The organism is Paenibacillus sp. MAHUQ-45, assembly GCF_058133325.1.
In genome coordinates, this window is record NZ_JBYUPV010000002.1 from 701,410 (window position 1) to 722,810 (window position 21,401).

At 45.8% G+C, this 21,401-nt stretch carries 20 protein-coding genes and 2 pseudogenes; 14 read left to right on the top strand and 8 right to left on the bottom strand.

Annotation, left to right across the window (positions count from 1 at the left end; genetic code table 11):
* Positions 1–157: 157 nt before the first annotated feature.
* From AC3Y23_RS06925 to AC3Y23_RS06970, 10 genes and pseudogenes are all read left to right on the top strand, one after another.
* A complete protein-coding gene (locus AC3Y23_RS06925; RefSeq protein ID WP_379196972.1) occupies positions 158–505 on the top strand; it encodes a four-helix bundle copper-binding protein in 348 nt (115 codons plus the stop codon).
* A gap of 159 nt (positions 506–664) precedes the next feature.
* Positions 665–1,633 (top strand): ATP-binding cassette domain-containing protein, encoded by a 969-nt coding sequence (locus AC3Y23_RS06930; protein ID WP_379196974.1) that lies wholly within the window; start codon positions 665–667, stop codon positions 1,631–1,633.
* On the top strand, positions 1,630–2,343 hold the full coding sequence (locus AC3Y23_RS06935) for a hypothetical protein (protein ID WP_379196976.1): 714 nt from the start codon (positions 1,630–1,632) through the stop codon (positions 2,341–2,343). Before AC3Y23_RS06930 ends, AC3Y23_RS06935 begins: the two co-directional genes overlap by 4 nt.
* Before the next feature lie 61 nt (positions 2,344–2,404).
* Positions 2,405–2,869, top strand: a complete 465-nt coding sequence (locus AC3Y23_RS06940) for a hypothetical protein (protein ID WP_379196978.1) — start codon at positions 2,405–2,407, stop codon at positions 2,867–2,869.
* A complete protein-coding gene (locus AC3Y23_RS06945) occupies positions 2,866–3,474 on the top strand; it encodes a class I SAM-dependent methyltransferase (protein ID WP_379196980.1) in 609 nt (202 codons plus the stop codon). Before AC3Y23_RS06940 ends, AC3Y23_RS06945 begins: the two co-directional genes overlap by 4 nt.
* A gap of 316 nt (positions 3,475–3,790) precedes the next feature.
* Complete coding sequence (locus AC3Y23_RS06950; RefSeq protein ID WP_379197164.1) at positions 3,791–3,940, top strand: RHS repeat-associated core domain-containing protein; 150 nt, start codon at positions 3,791–3,793, stop codon at positions 3,938–3,940.
* 586 nt (positions 3,941–4,526) lie between these two features.
* The gene (locus AC3Y23_RS06955) at positions 4,527–4,889 is read left to right on the top strand and encodes a Na-translocating system protein MpsC family protein (RefSeq protein ID WP_379196982.1); all 363 of its coding nucleotides are present in this window, start codon (positions 4,527–4,529) and stop codon (positions 4,887–4,889) included.
* Positions 4,890–5,751: 862 nt separating this feature from the next.
* Positions 5,752–5,808 (top strand): annotated as a pseudogene (locus tag AC3Y23_RS06960) (hypothetical protein); the annotation flags it as partial.
* Between the two features lie 19 nt (positions 5,809–5,827).
* A pseudogene (locus AC3Y23_RS06965) lies at positions 5,828–5,932 on the top strand (helical membrane plugin domain-containing protein); the annotation flags it as partial.
* A gap of 98 nt (positions 5,933–6,030) precedes the next feature.
* A complete protein-coding gene (locus AC3Y23_RS06970; protein WP_379196984.1) occupies positions 6,031–6,441 on the top strand; it encodes a phosphate-starvation-inducible protein PsiE in 411 nt (136 codons plus the stop codon).
* Positions 6,442–6,975: 534 nt separating this feature from the next.
* Here AC3Y23_RS06970 and AC3Y23_RS06975 read toward each other — a convergent pair.
* From AC3Y23_RS06975 to AC3Y23_RS06995, 5 genes are all read right to left on the bottom strand, one after another.
* Complete coding sequence (locus AC3Y23_RS06975; RefSeq protein ID WP_379196986.1) at positions 6,976–7,866, bottom strand: NAD(P)-dependent alcohol dehydrogenase; 891 nt, start codon at positions 7,864–7,866, stop codon at positions 6,976–6,978.
* Between the two features lie 3 nt (positions 7,867–7,869).
* The gene (locus AC3Y23_RS06980) at positions 7,870–8,130 is read right to left on the bottom strand and encodes a helix-turn-helix transcriptional regulator (protein ID WP_379196988.1); all 261 of its coding nucleotides are present in this window, start codon (positions 8,128–8,130) and stop codon (positions 7,870–7,872) included.
* Between the two features lie 111 nt (positions 8,131–8,241).
* Complete coding sequence (locus AC3Y23_RS06985; RefSeq protein WP_379196990.1) at positions 8,242–8,568, bottom strand: hypothetical protein; 327 nt, start codon at positions 8,566–8,568, stop codon at positions 8,242–8,244.
* 857 nt (positions 8,569–9,425) lie between these two features.
* Positions 9,426–11,516 carry an ABC transporter ATP-binding protein gene (locus tag AC3Y23_RS06990; protein ID WP_379196992.1) on the bottom strand — a complete coding sequence of 697 codons (2,091 nt, stop codon included), beginning with the start codon at positions 11,514–11,516 and terminating at the stop codon, positions 9,426–9,428.
* Positions 11,517–11,556: 40 nt separating this feature from the next.
* Positions 11,557–13,305, bottom strand: coding sequence for an ABC transporter ATP-binding protein (locus AC3Y23_RS06995; protein WP_379196994.1), 1,749 nt, complete (start codon positions 13,303–13,305; stop codon positions 11,557–11,559).
* Positions 13,306–13,786: 481 nt separating this feature from the next.
* On the opposite strand from AC3Y23_RS06995, the gene AC3Y23_RS07000 reads away from it, so the two are divergent.
* Positions 13,787–14,104, top strand: a complete 318-nt coding sequence (locus tag AC3Y23_RS07000; protein ID WP_379196996.1) for a HesB/YadR/YfhF family protein — start codon at positions 13,787–13,789, stop codon at positions 14,102–14,104.
* Positions 14,105–14,310: 206 nt separating this feature from the next.
* Here AC3Y23_RS07000 and AC3Y23_RS07005 read toward each other — a convergent pair whose 3' ends face one another.
* Positions 14,311–14,826, bottom strand: a complete 516-nt coding sequence (locus AC3Y23_RS07005) for an ADP-heptose synthase (RefSeq protein WP_379196998.1) — start codon at positions 14,824–14,826, stop codon at positions 14,311–14,313.
* Positions 14,827–14,953: 127 nt separating this feature from the next.
* Between AC3Y23_RS07005 and AC3Y23_RS07010 the strand changes: the two genes are divergently transcribed.
* From AC3Y23_RS07010 to AC3Y23_RS07020, 3 genes are all read left to right on the top strand, one after another.
* Entirely contained in the window at positions 14,954–16,702 is a 1,749-nt protein-coding gene (locus AC3Y23_RS07010; RefSeq protein WP_379197000.1) for an ABC transporter ATP-binding protein, read from the top strand.
* Positions 16,703–16,875: 173 nt separating this feature from the next.
* Entirely contained in the window at positions 16,876–17,394 is a 519-nt protein-coding gene (locus AC3Y23_RS07015; RefSeq protein ID WP_379197002.1) for a sigma-70 family RNA polymerase sigma factor, read from the top strand.
* Entirely contained in the window at positions 17,387–18,316 is a 930-nt protein-coding gene (locus tag AC3Y23_RS07020; protein WP_379197004.1) for a DUF4179 domain-containing protein, read from the top strand. Before AC3Y23_RS07015 ends, AC3Y23_RS07020 begins: the two co-directional genes overlap by 8 nt.
* A gap of 1,434 nt (positions 18,317–19,750) precedes the next feature.
* On the opposite strand, the gene AC3Y23_RS07025 is transcribed toward AC3Y23_RS07020, so the two are convergent.
* Positions 19,751–20,194, bottom strand: coding sequence for a DUF441 domain-containing protein (locus AC3Y23_RS07025; RefSeq protein ID WP_379197006.1), 444 nt, complete (start codon positions 20,192–20,194; stop codon positions 19,751–19,753).
* Positions 20,195–20,217: 23 nt separating this feature from the next.
* Positions 20,218–21,198 carry a YpdA family putative bacillithiol disulfide reductase gene (locus tag AC3Y23_RS07030; RefSeq protein ID WP_379197008.1) on the bottom strand — a complete coding sequence of 327 codons (981 nt, stop codon included), beginning with the start codon at positions 21,196–21,198 and terminating at the stop codon, positions 20,218–20,220.
* Positions 21,199–21,401 lie beyond the last annotated feature (203 nt).

Here is a 21,401-nt window from a genome sequence, read left to right on the forward strand (position 1 = left end):
GGCCACAAGGTCTGGTTCGTTGCTTTTCTTGCAGGTTAATAGATAGGCATACCGAATCAATTTCATAATGCGGATTTCAATCCGAATAGGTACGATATCACTTATGGATTTATGAAATTGATTCATCCCCTATAAACAATCGCAGGAGGTTAAGGCTATGACCCGAATTCAGTATCAGGAGTGCATTGATGCTTGTATCAGAACCATGAACGCCTGTAATTACAGCTATGTCTCAAGCCTGAAAGAGTACCGCCTGGAGGAGCTTCGTGAGAGTATTCGGCTAGATCGGGAATGTGCGGATATTTGCTCCTTTGCCATCCAGGCCATGACGCGTCAAAGTCCATTTGTGGTTCAGATTCTGCGCCTGTGCGCAGAAATTTGCGAAGCCTGTGCCAATGAGAGCAGCAAGCATCTACATAGGCATTGCCGGAGTTGCATCCAGGCTTGCCGGGAATGTGCAGAAGCCTGCCGTATAATTAGCGAAACCGTTGAGGTGTATGCTTAAGAAGCTGCCCTGAATCTTTTACAATATTAAAACCAGACCTTAGGTTAGTGATAACTTGGGTCTGGTTTTATTTCGTTTTCTCTCCAAAAATTAGATTCATTAAGAGGAAAAAGGAATCCGTCCGGCGAATTACAAGGAGGGAGTAAGGGAGTGTGGGCCATGAATGATTCTATAGGAATTAGAACAGGAAACGGTATCGCTGAAAGTCCAGCCGAGGCCACCTGTACCGAACTTGAAGCTGTGAGCAAAAGTTATGCCGGACGCCTGGTGCTCCAAGAAGTGTCGATGAATATACGTCCTGGGACGATTACTGCCCTGATCGGCCGAAATGGTTCTGGTAAAAGTACGCTGTTGTCCATTCTCGCAGGTCTGGTTCAGGTTACATCGGGAGTCATCCACAGGAAAACTGACCTGCTGATCGGTTATGCGCCCGAGGCGTTTCCAGGGCTTAAGTTTACACCGGAGCAGTATTTACGCAGTATGGGGAAAATACGCGGGTTATCTGCCGGTGAGATTGAAGTACGCATGGCAGAATTACTGGAGCTGTTTCAGCTGGTACCTTTTCAGGGGCAGCCGATGATTAACTTTTCTAAAGGGATGTTGCAGAAAATAAATCTGATTCAAAGCTTGCTTGTAGAGCCAGAGTTGCTGCTTCTGGATGAACCAATGTCCGGTCTGGACCTTTCGGCGCAGAATACGCTTGTTCAGCTGTTGCGTGAGCGGAAGAAGAAGGGGACGGCTGTGATCTTCTCTGTTCATGAGCCGCAATGGGTGGAGGCTCTTGCTGACCAACTGCATATTCTGCAGGCTGGACGTACTGTACGAACATGGCAGGGAATGGACGAGTTGTCCGCACGTCCCTCAACATACATTGTATTCAAGCATTTACAGGAAGAAGAGCTTCTTGATTGGCGGGAACAGCCGGGGTTTCTTTCCATGCAAGCCGTGACTGAATTACCTGACCAGCCCTGTCTGGGACTGTGTGTTGATGCTGCAGTATCCGATAACTTTTTGCGACTTGTGCTGGAGCGGGGAGGATCTATTGTATCTGTGGAACTACGCGATGGCTGGGCAGATTTAGTGCAGTGGATGAATCCTAAAACCCCAGAAGGGGGCGAACGGTCATGACCTCGCTTGTTGTGTACATGCTGCGCAGTTATACTCTTTCCCAGCGTTATTTTGCCCCTTTTGCAAGCATCATTATTGCGGTTCTGGTGTTGTATTCCTATACACCCAATCCAGTTATGAACAGCTACGCGGCTACGGCCGTGATCCTGTTTACCGGCTGTGCCTGGCTGGGTCTGAGCTTTCTGAACCACGAACATCCGGTACAGAGACAACTGACGACCGTTCATTTACGCAGTATTAGAAAATACAACATGGGATCTCTCCTCACACTTGGGGTACTGATTTTGCTGCTGGACCTGCTAATCGTTGTATATCCGCTGGTGACAGGACGCTTTGATGAAAAAGCAGGACTATACCGGATCATGCTTGCTTTAGTCGGTCATGCGCTGCTTGGCATGTTGGGGATTGCGATCTCACTATTCCTGCAGTCGTCCATGATCAAGAAAGCCAGCCATGCTACCGGAATATTACTTGGTGTAATTATAGTATCCATTGGAGGTACGAAGATTACGGAGTTATTGCCAGGTTCTTTGACCTACCTGCGGCTGCTACTCCCACCAGTGTCTTCCGTCATGGATGCAATGATGAATGCTGACCAGATTCCTGGGGTGGATATGCTGATCCCTTTCCTTCACATATTCATCTATACAGCATTATTGATCGGATTCTATAGCTACATAGCGGGCAAGAGAGATATGAATAAAAATTAATGGCTCTATCTAATGATCAGAGATGTATTTAAAATCCAAAGATTAATGAACGGGAGGAACGATGAAGGATACCAGAATACCGGAGAGTGAACAATCGAAGGAACTGTTTGCCTATTTCGGCTTGGCAGTCTACTATTGCCAGGCGCTGGAACAGCAGCTCACGAATCTGCTTTTGCTGACCAAGCTTTCGCAAGGAAAGACGCCCACGGAAGCTGATCTTACGGATCTGTACCAGCGCAAACTCAGCAACTCACTCGGCCAACTCATCAAAGAAATCCAGCATCACTTTCCGTTCTCCGAAGAAGAAACGGCACAATTGCAAGAGGTCTGGAAACAGCGCAATCATATCGTCCACGATTATTTCAAGGAGCGCATTCAGGAGACTTTCACCCCGGCGGGAAGATCTCAAATGCTGCGTGAGCTGAAACGTTTCAAGAATAAAGCTAGCAGACTGGAGAAGACCCTGCAGGGGTATTGTACAGAGTTGTACGCGAAGCTGGGTCTGGAAGAGGAGCATTTGTTATGAACGAAATCTTCAAGCACGTCCCGCTATACCGTTATCTTAGCTATTGCAATGAAACAGGACTGGAACGTACGGTGCTAGATTGTGGTGCGGGAGGAGACAGCCCTTCTTTAGGGTTGTTTGCCCAACATGGATACACTACCCGCGGCATTGAATTTGATCCTGTAGCTATAGCACAAGCTCAGGCTTACGAACAGGAAAGAGGGCTTCAACTGAACATTGAGCGTGGGGATATGCGGAACTTACCTTTTGCCGATGAATCCTTCAGCTTCGTGTACTCCTATAATTCCATCTTTCATATGAGAAAAGCAGAGGTTTCGCAGTCCCTGCAAGAAATGATCCGGACCCTGAAGCCGGGAGGAATCATGTTCGTCAACTTCTTAACCGTTAATGATTTTCGTTGCGGGGAAGGCCCTCACCTTGGGGACCATCAGTATGAACAGTTTGATGACGATCAGCCGGTTATTCATTCCTACTACACAGCTTCGGAAGCAGATCCCTTATTCGGTAATATGGAAGTCTTGTTCAAAGAAGATCGTATCTTAGAGAGAATCTTTGAGGGCGAACGTATTCGCCAGGGTTTTGTCGATTACATCGTTAAGAAATAAGTAAGACAGCAGGTTTATAAGATGGATCCGACGGGTCTGTTTTATAAACCTTTTTTTGTGGTTCTTTCTCAAAATTAGTGCTGTTATTTTAATTTGAGGGAATCAAATTCAGAAATCAGATATGAATCGAACCACACCATAAATAAACTAAAGGTTGAAAACCATTTCAGACGCAAAGAACAGAATTTATCAATGGAGTTGGTGATAATTTCTTGGCGTTCAATGTGAATTTCCAGTATAACAAGCAGCGTTTAGATAAAGTGCAAACCAATGTGGAAAACTCGTGAATGAGTATGCCTACGATGTATGAGGAAATATTACCAGTCAAAAGGAGAAGACTTCCAACCCGTTTAAATACACTGGTGAGGTGTATGATGAGGAGAGCGGGCTGTACTCTCTTAGAGCAAGATATTATGATTCGAGTATCGGGCGGTTTTTAAATGAGGATGAGGGGTATACTACATGAAACATGTTCTTAAAGAAATCAAATCAACTTTTATGGCCAAGAAGATTTTTTTCATCGAAGAAGAGCAAGTGGTTAATTCGTAACAAAATACAAGCTACTGCCACATTTTAAGAGCGCTCCGCTGTTTTGTAGAATTGAAAGTAATAGCCTTCCTTCGGTTGTTCCCATGAGTGCATCGACTTCAAGTAATAAGCGATTCGGTTTAATTTGATAAATATTAAGAAGGTGCTATAATAATTTCCAAAGATTAAATTAATAACTCAACTTTCGCACCTAAAAAATCGGCGTAAACCCTTGAGGGTGTAAGGGGATTCAATTTTTTTACTCGTATTGACAAAAAAACACCTCGCTTGTTTGGTGTCATGGAAGTGTCGAATCAACCATGCCAGCCAAACAAAAAAGGTAACTTTATGTTACAATAACATTCCCTGTTTGAACAGTCTACAAACGCCGGATGGAATCCTTTTCCCGAAGTTTTTGAAAGCCTGGCCCCATCGAATGCCAAAGACATCAAAGGCGCTATATCAAGGGTTTGTTTGGCGATTTGAACTGCGAAAGTTAAGTTAATAAGAAAGAAGATTTGCATATGTCTACAAATATTCATCAAATCGAACAACAATTTGCTAACTTGGTTCGGGCCTATCGTAAACAGCATATTGGAAAAGGTCCTGAGAAAATAAAAGTATCATTTAGTGGTACTTGGGCTATTGCTCATATGATTGGAAGCCTCAGTCCAGTAGAAAAGTTTATTGCTCAAACTGAGGAAGGGCACACAATGATATGGCAAGCTAGGACACAGATGATTAAGCAATTATATAAAAAAATACGACCTTCAGGTCTGGAAGAATTAGTTGGTGCAAAATTATTAAAACTATATGCAGATATTAATGTAGAGGAAGATGAAGCTATTTCAATATTTGTATTTGACAAACCAATAGATAAACTGTAGGATTGAATCGTGGATTAGTCAATGGTACATGGTGCTAATTACTAACTGCGTGTCACAACTTGGTAAGTAAATTGCTTCGGATTGTATTCGACGATGATAGTACTTGTTGTCGGCAAAAATTTCAAATTTAGTTTATGGCGGATTGGCCTATGGTACGTATGTGCTAATAACTAACCACCATTTTGTAAGATCACATGATCTTAACAAAATGGTGGTTTTTCTGTATAAAGGGGTGTTATATGGGGAGTTTTGATAAACATGGGTCGTTCCTGTGACGTCGTACTCGTGGAATAGACCCTGAAGAAACAAAAAATATAATGAAAAGAAGTGAGATTAAAATAAAAATTGCGAATTTAATGAATAATACACCAATAAGAGATGAATATATTTTGTAGACAAAAATAAAGTCTCCCATCAAAGTTATCAGACAAATAAAAATAAATAAGTTCATTGGTGTAAATTCAAGTTTCTAATTTTTAAGGAAAGAAGGTTATCTCTACAGTTTTACAGAGGTAATCTTCTTGAAATCCCAATTGATACCTGAAGTTATATAAAGTCTATTTGGATGTGCTGGCAGTGTATCTGTTTGCCGTTAATGTCTTAATATAATGGCGGATTTATGGAGAATGCTTGATTACTACTCTACCATAAGAGAATGTGTCTTATGGTGGAGTTTTTTGTGCCATGAAATTTGAAGGGGTCATACCCTGAGTGAACAGACAGTAAAAATCAAGCTAAATGAAAATTAGTGGAGGTCGAAACCGGTTCAACCATATTGGAGGCCATTTACTGATATGGGATCGTCCATCCTCAAATATGTTAAATCCCATAAGTTGATCCTATTTAGACTTGCGATACTTGCATTGTGGAAGCGGATGGAAAGCTTGTTCGTTCCTGTTCCACAAAAGTTCTGGAGGGGATGCGTGTTCAATTGCCCTCTGATCAACAATCTTATGAGTACAGCAAGGGTTTTATCCGAAATGGACCCTGAGCTTACCAAAAAGCTGCTGGGCAGCGTGTCTTCCGGCATTGATGAAGCAAGCCCCGATCAAGGGGGCACGGTTATTCTCGGCGAAGTTGTTTACTGCCGTAACATCATGTGAACACTGATGACGGACTTACACGTGAAGGAGTTCATGCTATGAGATTAAACACCTTTATCATTAAAGGTTTCCAGATCATTTTGAACGGATCATTGATTATTTTCGGATTTTTGTTAACCATTTTTATGATCCGTCATCTGAGTCGGATCTTTGTATTCGCGATTTATCCTACTTCAAATGTACATGACATTTTACAAGAAATTTTGGATTTTTTCTTTTTCTTTGCTTTTATTTCAATTGTCGTCAAATATTTTAAGGAAAATTATCACTTTCCCATTCGGTATTTATTATATATCGGCATAACCGCAAGCATCCGTTTCATTATCGTTAACCAAGGAAATCCGAAAGACAATTTGTTTTTATCCGTTGTCATTCTTATTCTGTTGGTAAGCTTTTTGCTGGTGAGCAAATTTCATAAACAATCGGATGGGTTCAGACGGGATGTTTGAAATAAACCCGAATGCCTAAAGTAACGTAAAAAATATGGACGTGGGGAATATTGAATCCGGCCGAGTTTATGTGTAAGATTATCCGGTTCCATGATGGTACAAACTATTAAGTTAGGTCAGAAACTACCCTCTCTGTGGATGCCTGAGAGGGTAGTTTCTGTTTAAAAGAACAGTCTACGAATTTATATGTTCCTTTAGTAGTTGGAAATAGACATGTCTGTTAGCTTTAGAGTTAAAGAGATCGTGGGAGCTATCCCCAAAGATAATGCTCTGGTCAAAACTTGCGGTGTACGAGAGCATCATGACTTGATACGATCGACCTCGATAAGAATGAATACGATGAAGGTTGTATTTCATGAGCGAAAAGCAAACAAAGCAAGTAGATGAACTGGTAAAGCGGGACTCTTTGGCGTGAAGGGCAGATTAATAATCCGCTGTGATTCTCTACAACATTTGACGTTCTTCACAACTTCCTCTTTGAACTATCACAGGCTCACAGCGGCTTCATTACTCCACACTTCATCAGTCTGATGGCTACATAGTAATAACTACATTCCCTCTTTTATGTCCCTTTTCAACGTAAACATGAGCCTGAGAAATCTGTTCGAAGGAGTAGCATCGATCGATGACCGCTTTCAATTCTCCGGCTTCTACAAGTTTTGTGAGGAGGACTAAGTCCTCAAGATTTTCTTTGGCCAGACCGCCAGCTACCGAAATGTATTTGCCGTTTGGCGTCAATGCTTGTTTGCTACTCGACTTTGAGCTTTTGCCGACAGCATCAAAGATAAGGTCATAACGACGCTCTTTTTTCGAAAAATCCTCTTGGGTATAGTCAATGACATGATCTGCTCCGAGTAACTTCACCAGTTCAAAATTACGGCTGCTGCATACAGCGGTAACGTTAGCTCCAAAGTGCTTTGCCAACTGAATGGCGGAAGTGCCCACGGCTCCAGAAGCGCCAAAGATCAGCACGTTTTGACCTTTATGAATATTTCCTTTGCGGAGAAAGTGCAGGGCCGTCGTTCCCCCAAAAGCAATAGCTGCACCCTCCTCAAACGTCATGTTTTGCGGTTTTGTCGTGAGTACTGCATTCTCGGAGAGGACGATATATTCTGCATGAGCGCCAACCTTCATCCCGGTATAGGCGATAATGGACTCACCTTTCCTGAATTTGGTCACGTTCTTACCGATAGCCTCGATGGTTCCGGACAACTCACTTCCTAGAATATCTTTTCTTGGTTTCGTGAGACCGAAGAGGAGCCTCATAACCAGCATCTTGCTGTTACGCAAGACACAGTCACCAGAAGTTACAGTCGTTGCCTGTACTTTTATTAATACCTGGTCGTCTTGAACAGATGGTGCTTTGACTTCTTTAATCTGTATAACATCCGGTGTTCCGTATTTCGTACATATCGCAGCCTTCATATACTATATCCCTTCTTTCTCTGGTGATGTTGCTTGGCTACTGTCAGTTCCTTGTGGATGAAAAGAAAAAATCTCTTCCAGCGGCAGCTCAAACACTTGAGCAATCAGAAACGCCAATTCGAGCGAAGGGGAGTACTTCTCCTTTTCAATAGCAACGATGGTTTGCCTTGTCACGCCGACCCGATCGGCCAATTGTTGCTGAGTCATCTCATGATTCATAAATCGTAATTGCCGTATATTATTCTTGACCAAGTTTTTCTTCATTTCAAAATCCTCTCTGATAATAGAAGATGTAGGACAGATTCAAGACAAGTCCGGAAAGGAAGACGTCCACTGCCAGGATATTAAACATAACCGAGAGAGGTTGATGAATCGCTAGTGCGCCCATGGCGGCAAAAAAACCAAAGGAAAACATAAAGCAAAGTTTCTGACCGCTTTCAACTCAATCATTCGATCCCGTTCATCGGCAAAGGAAGGCTCTGCCTCTCGTGTAGTTAATCTGTTCAAAATATTGAAAACAATCAGAATCACCATCTTCGCTAAAACCTCGATTACGATCCATTTCAAAAAGAAGGCTCCCCAAAGCTGTGGCAGAGATTCGACTCCTGCAGAACTCGTCCCCTGGATATCGATAAAAAGATAGAGGAAGACAAGAAGGGAGGTGAGGATGGATACGATTGCTTTTTTGGGGTGATACGTCATGAGTCATCTCCTATGTGTATGTTTTATTTAACATGATGTAAAGAATTATATACATAAAATATAGTTAACTTCACTTCGTGTCAAATATTTTTTACATTGAAGAGTGTAGTGCTCTATTTAATTCCTATATAGGACGCATAAAAAACACAACGTAATCTCTCGCAAGTGGCTCCGATGTTTATACGGTGAATTTCTTGTGCTTATGGTCAAAGTGATCCCTTGGTCCATAAGGATTCCACTCCTTCAGGTGCCAAGTGCTCCCGAAAAACTCAACTTCACGCTATAGGGCGTTGTAATAACTGGAATGGCTTAGACTGTTGAGAAAGTAGTTGTTTTGAGAAAATCCATAATTAAACCTTTGATTTATGTACCTATCTCTAAATCAGTATTTGCTTCTTGCTCCATCTGGTAACGGACCTCAGATACGTTATTTCCTAACAACCGACCGTAGCAGAAAATAACGGACTCCAGAGACGGTATGAGCAGAAATCTTGTGTGAAATCCACTGTTTGGGAGGAAATAGCGGCACCTGAGTCCGTTACATGTTCCAGAAGCTGCTTGATGGGCAAATAACGACGTTAGGGTCCGTTAGCCCATCGTAAGCCCCCATGCATGAGTTTCAACCTTCTGAAGCAGTGGTTTTGGCAAGCGCTAATGATGAAATTGAGCCTGATTAATAGAGCTATTTTGATCAACAATCGTTGAGGATGTTGTCCTAGACTTAGGCGATTATTCCGGTGTAGAGTGGACGTAGAATCGCTGTGTGCTCTCCAAATTCCTATCTGTTAAACCGCTTCTATTCGCTGAACTTAAGAAAAAAAGCCCCCTCCGCCAAAAAGGCAAGGGGGGCATGAAGATTACATTTTCTTGAATGCTGGCAACCCGGCAGCAGAAGCCTGGTGTCCTGCACCTGCTGCAACTGGATTTGCGTTTTCGGCTGCGGCAGCACCAACCTGGAGCTGATACATGCGGAAGTATCTTCCGCCGAGTGCCATTAATTCATCATGATTACCGCGTTCCACGATCTCCCCGCGGTGCAGCACCAGGATCTGGTCTGCGGAGCGGATCGTCGAGAGACGGTGGGCGATGATGAAGGTGGTACGGCCTTTCTTCAGGACTTCCAGCGCTTCCTGGATAATGCTCTCCGTCTCGGTGTCGATGTTGGAGGTCGCTTCATCCAGAATCAGAATGGCCGGATCGAAGGACAGTGCCCGTGCAAAGGAAATCAGCTGACGCTGTCCGGCAGACAACGTACTGCCTTTTTCAACTACCGGTTCGTCGAAGCCTTGCGGAAGATGGGCCAGCAGTTTATCTGCGCCTACCTCACGCAAAGCACGTTCCACACGCTCTCGTGAGATGCGTTCATCTCCGAGACTGACGTTGGAAGCTATGGTGCCAGTGAAGAGATACGGATCTTGCAGAACGATCCCCATATGGTTACGGATCCACTGCTTCGGAAGACTTGTAACTTCCTGGCCATCAATCGTGATGGAACCTTTCTGCGGATCATAGAAACGGAACAGCAGGTTAATGATCGAGCTTTTACCGGAGCCTGTGTGTCCGACGAGGGCGACAGTCTCACCCGGACGAGCCTCGAAGGAAATATCGCGCAGGACAAAGTCTTTTTTGTAGGCAAAGGATACATTCTTGAAGGCCACATCGCCTTTGTAGCGAGGCATGGAGCCGTCGGTCACAGCTTCTCCCGGTTCATCCATCAGCGTGAATACACGACCGGCGGAGACCATGGAGCTGTCGAGGTTTGCCAACTGGTTGACCATACCTGTGATCGGCTGGAACATTCGGCCCAGCACATCGACGAAGGCGTACAGCACACCCAGCGAGACAAATGTCGAGCCATCCAGACTGCCAAAGCCAAAGTACCAGAGGACCAGTACAAAGGACAGACTGCGGATCGAGTTGACCAGATTGTGCGAGGTCAGCGCATTGAGGTTGAGCATTTTGTTCTGATACTTCAAGTAATCGTCGTTCAGCTTCTCGAACTCTTCGCTGCGCTCCTTCTGACGGCGGAAAATTCGGATGATCGACATCCCCTGAATGGATTCGTTGATAATGGCGTTGATCTCGCTCAGACGGGAGCGGATGATCGTGTTGTACTTAGTCGCCACCTTCCGGTAGATAACAATCCAAAGAATCAGTGCTGGAATAATGAAGAGACTGACCAGTCCAAGCCGGACATCCAGCAGGAACAGCGCGATATAGACACCAATAATGTTAATCACACCGGTACTGAAATTGGATAACACGGCGATAAACAGGTCCTTGATAGCTTCCGTATCGTTTGTGACCCGGGAAACGACCTTGCCCGCAGGTAGGTTGTCAAAAAAGTGGACCGGAAGGCGTTGAATATGCGCATAGACATCGGTCCGCAGCTTGCGGATGACCTGGTTGGCTGACGATTGCAGCCAGTAGGTTTTTCCGAATTCCGCCAAGATGGAGATCAAGAGGAACAGGGCATATAGCCCTACCAGCTCATAGATCCCCGGCAGTTCGGGTTTGTAGAAAGCAAACAGCTCATCTACAGAAAGCTTAACTGCCGGATAGGTAACCTCATTCCCGCCGCGTACGATATGAAGCTCGCCGTCACGGAAGGTACGTTCGCCATCGGGCTGCTCTACAGGACTATTGATAAAATAGAAGCTGCGCCCAGCCTGCAACAGACGGATTTCCTGGCCTTTGGCCTCGCCTGGCTGGAAGCGGTCGGCGCGTTTATAATACTCGTTATGATAGACCGCGGCTTCTTCCGAAGAAGTGGTTTTGAAATACGGCTTCTCAATCGCCAGCATATGATTGTCGATCATGCTCTTGGCGATGAAGGGGCCGGCAAGCTCGGCCGCAACGCCGATGGACAGCAGCAGCAAGGCTGCGATAAATGTTTTTTTGGCGGTTAATGCATATTGGAGCAGGCGTTTGCCTGTACTTTGTGTCAACGATGACACCTCCTGTTAGTTGGTCTGTAGCTCAGGCTGATTAATTGGATAGGTTATTTTCGATCTGTTGACGATCATATTGTTCACGGTACCAGCCGTTTAATTCAAGCAGCTCTTGGTGTGTTCCCCGTTCCGTAATATGTCCGTTGTCCAGCACGACAATTTGATCGGCGTGTTCGACGGCGGAGAGACGGTGGGTGGAGATCAGGGTTGTTTTACCGGCACGCTCTTGCCGGATGTTCTCGATAATCTGTGCTTCTGTCCGTGCATCCACAGCGGACAGAGCATCATCCAGAATCAGAATTTCAGGATTAGCGATGAATGCTCGGGACAGCGAGACACGCTGCTTCTGTCCACCGGAGAGGGATACCCCGCGTTCACCGACCAGCGTATCCAGCCCGTCGGACAAGGTGCCGAGGTCATTCTGGAACGCAGCAGCCGTGATGGCGTCCATAATCTTGTCATCGCCAGCATTCTCCAGTCCGAACTGGATGTTCTGGCGTACACTTTTGGAGAACAGGATTTGTTCCTGTGGAACATAGCCCATCCAGCTGTGCAATTGGTCCAGAGTGATCTTCTGAATCGGCACACCGGAGATCAGAATGTCTCCGCTACCGGTTGGATATTCATGCAGAAGCTGCTTCAGCAGTGTGGATTTACCGCTACCGGTCCGCCCTACAACGCCGAGCGTCTGTCCGCGTTCAAGCGACAGGTTGATCCCGACTAGATTATCAATGGTGGATGAAGGATAACGGAAGGTCACATTTTTCAATTCAATGCCGTTAGGTCCGGCTGCAACGTCTACAGGGTTCGGAAGATCAGTTACATCTGGCTTGGTTCCCGTGGTTTCGTCAATACGTTCCAGGGAGGCGCCGCCGCGTTGCATTATGTTGATCAATTCGCCAATGGCGAACATCGGCCAGACAATCATCCCGAGATACATATTGAAGGAGATCAGATCGCCGAGTGTGATCTGGTTGCGGAAGACCAGGTAGATACCGTAGGTGAGTCCAATAATATAACTCAAACCTACGCAGAAACGGATGGTGGGCTCAAAGAAGGCATCGACCCGGGCTACGGCCATATTTTTGCGGTATACATCTTCTGTGATGTCAGCAAAGCGCTTCTCATCTAGGCGTTCCTGAACATAAGCACGAATTACGCGTACACCGGAGACGGATTCCAGAACCTGGTCATTCATATCACCAAAAGCATCCTGGGCCAGACTATACCGGTCATGTATGGCTTTACCGTAGAAGACCATGGCTATTGCAATGAGTGGCAGCGGCAGTACGGCGGCTAGTGTAAGCTTCCAGCTGACCAGAAATCCCATCGCCAGCAAGACAACGGTAAGATATACAGTGGAATCTACAAGGGTCAGCATGCCGAATCCTACAGTGGCAGAGACAGCACGGATGTCATTGGTTGCCCGGGCCATAAGGTCGCCGGTGCGGTTGCGTTCGAAGAACGAGGGGGTCATGGTCATCAGATGATTCATGAACCGGGAACGCAGCAGACGCTCTACAAGGTTGGAGCCACCGAATAGTTTGTGCATCCATATGTACGTGATCCAATAGATAAACAGCAGCAAGGCGACGATCAGACCAATGTACTTGATTAGGGAGCTGGCCGTGACAGAACCGCGGACGATTTCGTCAATGGCATTGCCGAGCAGACGAGGTGGCAGAAGTTCCAGCACACCTACTGCGATAAGCAGGAAAAGGCCGATCATGTAGCGCCTTTTTTCCCGGCGGAAGAACCATCCGAGATTTTTAAGAACAGAGAACAAGGTAAATCCCTTCCTTTCGGGTTTGTAATAAAGTCGGCAATTGGGTACAGCGAATAGTGGAAAATCTCCAACAAAAAAGGTATATCATCCGACAACGGACGATATACCTGTGTAATTAGAGGCTATCATGCGCACGGTGCAAAGCAGCACCTGGCATGGAAAGATTTTCGTTACCTGAAGATATGCGATACACTTAATCCGCAAAGATTCAGGAGGGTTCCACCATTTGGGCTGCTTCGGTATTCGATTGTGTATGGTTGCCGACAATTGTAAAGTAATCGTACTGTACTTTGATAAACACCGCTCTCACCCTTTCGTTCGTTTTTTTTGGTAATAACTTGAAGACAATTCGTTATGTTCAGAGTTTATCACTCGGTTCAAGACGTTGTCAAACAAATTTTTTTATCTTTTTTTTCAAAAGCAGTTTGGAATCTTTGATTATTTTCAGTATGATTAAAGTTACACAAAGGAGTTGAGAGAGATGAGTATGGCAATCAGCCAAGCTGCGGCAGCGTGGTTCAAGAGAGAACTGGCGCTTAACAACGGAGACTCTATTCGTTTATTTCCCCGGTATAGCTCGGGAGGCGGCCTTCACCCTGGATTCTCACTAGGGCTAGCCACCGAAGCCCCTGTAACGCCGGGTGACCGGATTGAGCAGGAGGGCATTGTGTTCTTTATGGAGGAACAGGATTTGTGGTATATGGAGGGGTACGACCTCGCCATTGAATACCATGAGGCTGAGGATGATATCGAATACAACTATAAAGCAAAGAGCGCGTCCACTGAGCCTCAGAAGTAGTGCCAACGTAGACGTTAGAAGAAGACTGCTCTCAAGTAGAAACGGCTTTGCCGTCCTCTAAGGGGCGGTATCCGTTTCAGCGAGAAATATAAGGATGATTTATAGCGTAGAACATATAAATTCTTATATTTTCAAAAAGCCCCTGCCGAGGCAGGGGCTTTTCATATGGAATATGGAGATCAGTCCGAGAAGTTACCCTGGATCAATCAATGGGAGCTGCGGAAGGAATCTTCCTCCATGGCAAAATCAAAATCGTCAATATCGAACACCTGAACCGGGACGCCACCTTCGATAATCCGCTGGATTAGCTCGAACTGGTCTGTCAGAATAGGCACATTCTCCCGCTGAGAGGAGAGAAGCAGCTCCGTCTCAATCGGGTCGAACATCTCGCCGTATGGAGCGGTGTCCACGCTATTGATGATGGTAATCTGCGCTTGTTCGCCCAGAAGAATCCCGGAGCTTTTAGCCCAAGGTACTGCGAGGCACCGATTGATCTTCTTGGCATTGAGTGGTTCTTCAAAATATGCGATCAGCTCGCCGATCTTGCTCTTGACATGTTTGTCGTCATCCGCCCGGTTCATCAGCGGCTCATCGCTGTCCCGCAATTCATATAATTCTATCACTGAGGTGTAGGGAACTATGTATTCCACAGGGCTTCCCGGCACTAGAAGTTGACCGTAAATCGCCATCATGACGGCTTCCGTCACAAATTGTCTAGACATCATTATCCTCCTGAATTTCGGGTGCTGCTTATCCTACGATTGGACATAGCCTTATAAAAACATTGTAGAGAGCAAAAGTCAACATCACCATGCAAACACTAGCTAGAGAGAAAGGACACCCCCAACTGTGAAGTACTGGAAATCTTATTATACCTTTGTACGTCCATATATGAAATGGATCATTCTCACGCTTATCATAGGGATGATCAAATTCAGCATTCCGCTGACACTTCCTATTATTCTAAAATACGTCGTGGATGATCTTTTGATGAATCCGCTGATGACCGTTAACGAAAGAGTGTCACAATTAATGATGATCCTGGGCGGCGCCTTTGTCTTGTTCGTTATCGTCCGCGGTCCGGTGGAATATTACCGTCAGTATTTTGCCCAGTTAATTACCAGTAAAGTGCTGTTCGATATGCGTAACAAGCTGTATGCCCATCTGCAGCGACTGTCACTACGTTACTATCAGAACACCAAAGTAGGCGAGGCCATCTCCAGATTTATCAATGATGTGGAGCAGACGAAGAATCTGGTGGAGGTCGGCATGATGAATGTCTGGCTGGACATGTTCACGCTGATCTTCGCTCTGGCGTTCATGTTCTACTTGAATCCGGTGCTGGCCCTGGTCTCCATTGCGATTCTGCCTCTGTATGGTATTGCTGTGAATACACTATACAAGCGGCTCAAGATCCTGACCAAAGACCGCTCGCAGGCTCTGGCTGGCATTCAAGGCTATCTGCACGAGCGCATTCAGGGGATCTCCGTGATCCGCAGTTTTACGATGGAGCGAGTGGACCAGAAGAAATTCGAAGGCATCAATGCCAATTTTCTGAACAAAGCGCTGGCCCAGACGCGCTGGAACGCGTTCACTTTTGCCATCATCAATACCTTAACCGATATTGCACCATTGCTTGTGATTGGGTACGGAGGCTATCAGGTTATTCAGGGCCATCTAACGCTCGGCACCTTTGTTGCTTTCTTCGGTTATCTGGACCGGATGTATGCACCGCTTCGGCGTCTGATTAATTCCTCCACGGTTCTGACCCAGGCCTCGGCTTCATTAGAGCGGGTGCTGGAGCTGCTTGAGGAGCCTTATGATATCGTCGATGAGCCGGGTGCTAGAGATCTGGCTGAAGGATCGGGTGCGATCGATTTCCGTAATGTCTGGTTCAAGTACAGCCCGGTAGGCGATTGGGTGTTAAAAGATATTGATCTGTCCATTAAGCCAGGGCAGACGGTGGCCTTCGTCGGTATGAGTGGTGGCGGCAAGTCATCGCTGATTAGCTTGATTCCGCGTTTCTATGACGTCACAGAAGGGAGCCTTCGCGTTGACGATCAAGATATTCGGAGCTTGACACAGGAGAGCCTGCGCGGCGCTGTCGGCATGGTTCTTCAAGACAACTTCCTGTTCAGTGGTTCGGTCCGTGAAAATATTCTATTCGGCAATCCGCAGGCATCTGAAGAGAGCATTATCGCGGCAGCGCAGGCAGCCAATGCTCATGATTTCATCATACAGCTGCCACAGGGATATGACACGGAAGTGGGCGAGCGGGGCGTGAAGCTGTCCGGCGGACAGAAGCAGCGGATTGCGATTGCTCGTGTTTTCCTTAAAAATCCCAAGGTGCTCATTCTGGATGAAGCCACATCGGCATTGGATCTGGAGTCGGAACATCTGATTCAGCAATCGCTTCAGTCGCTGGCTTACCAGCGGACGACTTTGATTGTCGCCCACCGGCTGTCTACGATTACCCATGCCGATCAGATTGTTGTGCTGGAGAACGGAGCAATTACGGAAAGAGGCACACATGAGCAGTTGATGGCATTGGACGGAAGTTATGCCCGGCTCTTTAATGTTCAGCGATTGGACGTTTAATTCAGGCAGCAATGATCTGATCAGATTGCGTAGAAGAGAGTGGCGGTGGTCTCGGAAGAGACACCGCTTTTTCTTTTTCAGATAGCATCAGAAAAAGTTTTTTGAGTCCTTGCGTCTTTTTGGGAGGGCTACACGTCTAATTGGTGTACACGTTAAGAAAGGAAGTGAGCAGCATGAACGTTGAAGTACTGGCTGAGCGGGCAATTGCCGGCGATGAAGACAGCTTCACCACCCTGATCGAGGGCATGCAGGAGCGGATTTACAGAATGGCATTTTCTTATGTCAGGAACAAGGATGAGGCGCTGGAGATTGTCCAGGAGACAGTCTATAAAGCCTATATTTCCATTCATAAATTGCAGCAGCCGCAATATTTTGCAACCTGGCTCACCAGGATTGCCGTGAATTGTGCACTCGATCATATCCGTAAATCCCAGAAAATCATCTACATGGAGAAAGAACCCGAAGGCAGCTATGTTCCCGGACAGAAGGAAGAAATCATTGACTTGCACGAAGCGCTAGACGGGCTGGATGAAAAGTCGCGGATGGTGATCGTGATGAGGTATTTTGAGGACTTGCCGCTGAAGGATATTGCGGAAATCCTGGAACAGCCCCTGAGTTCGGTTAAATCGGTCCTCTACAGAGGACTAGAGAAATTAAAAATCAATCTGGAGGAGAGTGAGCATCTTGGATAAGCAACTGGAAGTGATGCAGCAGGCATATAACGATATTGAAATTCCCCAAGAGCTATCGGCCGCTGTCCATAAGGGGATCGAAAGAGGCAAGCAGCAGCGGCGCAAAAGCAGTGTGGTACGGCGGAGCCTGAAGTGGGGCGGTTCAGCAGCGGCGGCGGTGCTGATTTCTTTTACTATAAGTGTGAATACAATGCCAGCCTTTGCAGGAAGTCTGGAGCAAGTGCCTGTGCTTGGCAAGCTGGTGGAGGTGTTGCAGTTTACCCACGGAAGCGCGGGTGGCGGCACGATCCAGGACGGGGTGGATGTGGACTTTATTGCCTTGAAGACACAGGGCGAGCGTGAACAATTGATCATGAATTTTGCCAGCCCGGATGAAGAGCAGACACTGGCGAGTTCGTATAACGTTAAGTTTACAGAATATCCTTACACGATGACCATTTCGGTCAGCGGCGCGAGAAAATTCTCGGCTGCCAAAGACTTGGAGACGCTGAAGAAGAGCCGTTTTGTAGAGGATGCCTATCCGCTCATCACGCTCGATGACTCCGCCATTCGGTTTAATGTAACTTTCAAAGAGCCGGTCGCCTACGAGGTCAAAGAATACAAAGATCCTGCGCAAGTGGTGATTACATTGAAGCAGGGAGTAGCAGAGAAAGAGGCGCCTGTGTATTCGCTGCGGACACCTTCCCAGCCTGTTGGAGAGACGCTTGGGATTGCCGAAGAAATGCTGTTTGGGGTAGAGGGATTGCGGATGCTGAAGGATCAGAAAGGACTGTTCCTGGTGGAAGCAGGGTATTACCCGACGGAGGAAGCTGCGCAGGAAGCCATGAAGCAGATTCAGACAGAGCATGGCTATGCAGAACCGCTGATTGTGGAGAAAAGAATGGCAGGCGAGCTACCGCATTCGATTTCTGCTGATCAGTAAACTGTGTTGCTCAGCTAATCTGGGCAATGCCAGCTTAAGCTGGCAAATGCATTTGCAAATTTACCGAGACACTGCAGAAAGAATCCATATATAGATATAAGTTTCGGAGAGATGCACAAACATATAATTTCACGAGTTTGGAATGAAGATATAACAAGAAGCTGCTAAACACAAAACAAAAGAAATTATACAAAATATGAATTGAAGGTCTACATGAGCCTTTGATTCATATTTTTTTATCTCTATAGACTGAATAAGCATAACTAAACTCAAGTTTAAAGTTATTAAACCCAGGAAATACCTTTCAAATGGATTAATAAAAATACAGACGGTAAATACGATTATTCCCAAAGAAAAAAAGCGCCTTATCAATTTCAAATTTCTTTTTGTCAATAAACTCAACGCACACCCCTCCGTTTAGCCTATTTCGAATCATAGAATAATTGGCTAGAAGTAATAGATTATATATAATGAACTTAAGAATCCAACGTAAAGGCTCGGCGCTACTAGGGTGAAGTTTAGTCATCGAGAGGTTTTCTTTCTTCGTACTGCCGGAAATTCCAGAATGCCCTGCTTTTTGCTGCCAGACTAGGTTCCAATCGTGGTACATAACTTATTTTACGCCATCTTTTTTCCAAGATGTAATTAACGGCATTTTTGTACCTTAAATAGCTTGCAATAAAGGATTTGTGGGAATTAAGTGCAATTTTGTACCTTAATTCCTCCCATAAAGGGCTTTTCAGCTTACTTTTTCGAAAATAAGGTACGATAATGCTCTTATTTTACTTATTTACCCTTAATTGATGAAAATAAGGTGCAATAATGCACTTATTTTCCTTGTATACCTCTGCTCTACGAAAATAAGGTATAATAACCACTCATTTTCCCTGTATATCTCTACTCAACCAATATAAGGTGCAAAATGCTATAAGCAGAGGAAGGAGAGTCATTTTCATGGCTAAGAGTGGTACAGGGGATGGGGAATTGGCTACTTAAAGCCCTAACTTCATCTCCCTCTGTATTAAGTTTTTTCTTGCAAATGCTCGCACATCCGCAGGATATTTCTCGGCTGAATAGCGACCGATCCCTCGGTATGGTCTTCAGTATGGTCTTCAGTATGGTCTTCAGTATGGTCTTCAGTATGGTCTCAGTATAGTCGTCGGTATAGTGTTCAGTATGGTCTTTTTCATGGCCTCTGTACAGTTCTCTATTTGATCCTCTGCATGCTCTTCTGTTTGAATCTTAATATCACTTAATCATACAGATCATTTCTAACCAACCGATAAAAGTCCGCTCTCTATAAAGCTTTTGCCAATAAACGCAAAAAACTGCTTCAACTACTGAAGCAGTTTTTTTGTGCGTTCATGAAAAGCAGATGAAATAAACGAATTTAAAAGCCGTCTAATGGACGAATTCCCGCTCGTTCCGTGTAAACTACATTTTGCCGATCAGCAGCGACAGAATTCCCGCAGCGATCAGTGGGCCGACCGGTACGCCTTTGAAGACTGCCACTCCGATGACCGTCCCGATCAGGAGACCGGCGACAACGGTAGGCTGGTTACCCATCAAGGTGGCGCCGCGTCCGCCAAGGTAGGCCACAAGGATGCCGATACCGATGGCAGCGAGCGACTTCCAATGCAGGAAGGACTGGCCGACTGTCTGCAGAGAGATTTTTCCACTGGCCAGTGGTGTCATGACGCCGATTGTTAGGATGATAATCCCGATGGTGAGTCCGTTTTTCTCCAGCCAGGGGAAGGCCTGATGCAGCCCAAGTACCCTTATTAGCAGTAAAACGACCATCGCAATGGTGACAGGCGAATTATTGCTGACAATACCCAGTGCAGCCAGTCCCAGCAGCAGCAAAGAGGTCATGTCCATCGAAGCTTCAACTCCTTGTCTGATTACCTTGACTTTGAAAGGATATGATCTACGATCAGCTTGCCATGTCCTCGTCCAGTCTCAATGAAGACTTCATTGGCATTGCGCCCGGAGGCAATCACTCCTGCTACGTAGATTCCAGGCACCGTGGATTCCATAGTATCAGGGTTGTATACAGGTTTATCCAGATCGTCATTCATAGCTGCACCTGCCGAAGAGAGCAGGGCCCGGCTTGGTTTAAAACCGGTTAGCGCCAGGACAAAATCATTGTCGATGACATTAGTCTCGCCATTATGACCTGTAATCAATACTGAATCTGGCTTGATTTCTGTAACACGGGACTGAAGATGCAGCCGAATCTTTCCTTTTTGCACCATACCTTCGAAGATCGGCCGAACCCATGACTTAATATTGTCCGAAATGCTGTCTCCGCGATAGACCATATCTACGGAGGCGCCCACACGCATCAGCTCAAGGGCCGCATCTACAGCCGAGTTACTGCCACCTATGACGGTAACCTTCATCCCGGTGTAAGGATGTGCTTCTCCGAAGTAGTGAGTAACCTTGGGCAGCTCCTCGCCAGGAATACCAATCATATTGGGTTGGTCAAAATAGCCGGTCGCAATGACAACATGCGCTGCTTTATGACTGTGCTGCTCGCCGCGCATATTGGAAGTATGTACGACAAACGTTCCATCTTGAAGTGTTTCAATCGACAGCGCTTCTTCATAAGCGGCGATTTCCACGCCATACTGCTCAGCGGCCCGGCGATAGTAGACAAGCGCCTCATGGCGATAAGGCTTATCGTTCGGCGAGGTGAACGGTACATCACCAATTTCCAGAAGCTCTGCCGTACTGAAAAATTGCATATTGGTGGGATACAAATAAATAGAATGGACAATGAAGTTCTTTTCAATAATGAGGCTGGACAGACCCTGACGCTGGCATTCAATAGCTGTCGAAAGCCCGCAGGGACCGGCCCCGATGATGATAACATCTTTCATGTAGCTGGTAACCTCCCGTGAAATCCTATCTTTTTATACTGCATAACGAACCTGGCAAAAAGCCGGACCTCTAAATCCTACTCCAAATTCAAGTTTTTTTCCATAAGGACAAAAAGTAAGCGCTTTTATGTTGCTTGTATATTATAGAATGGTGTATAATTAGATATATATCTAAAGTAATTTCAATCTTGCCACCAGGATCT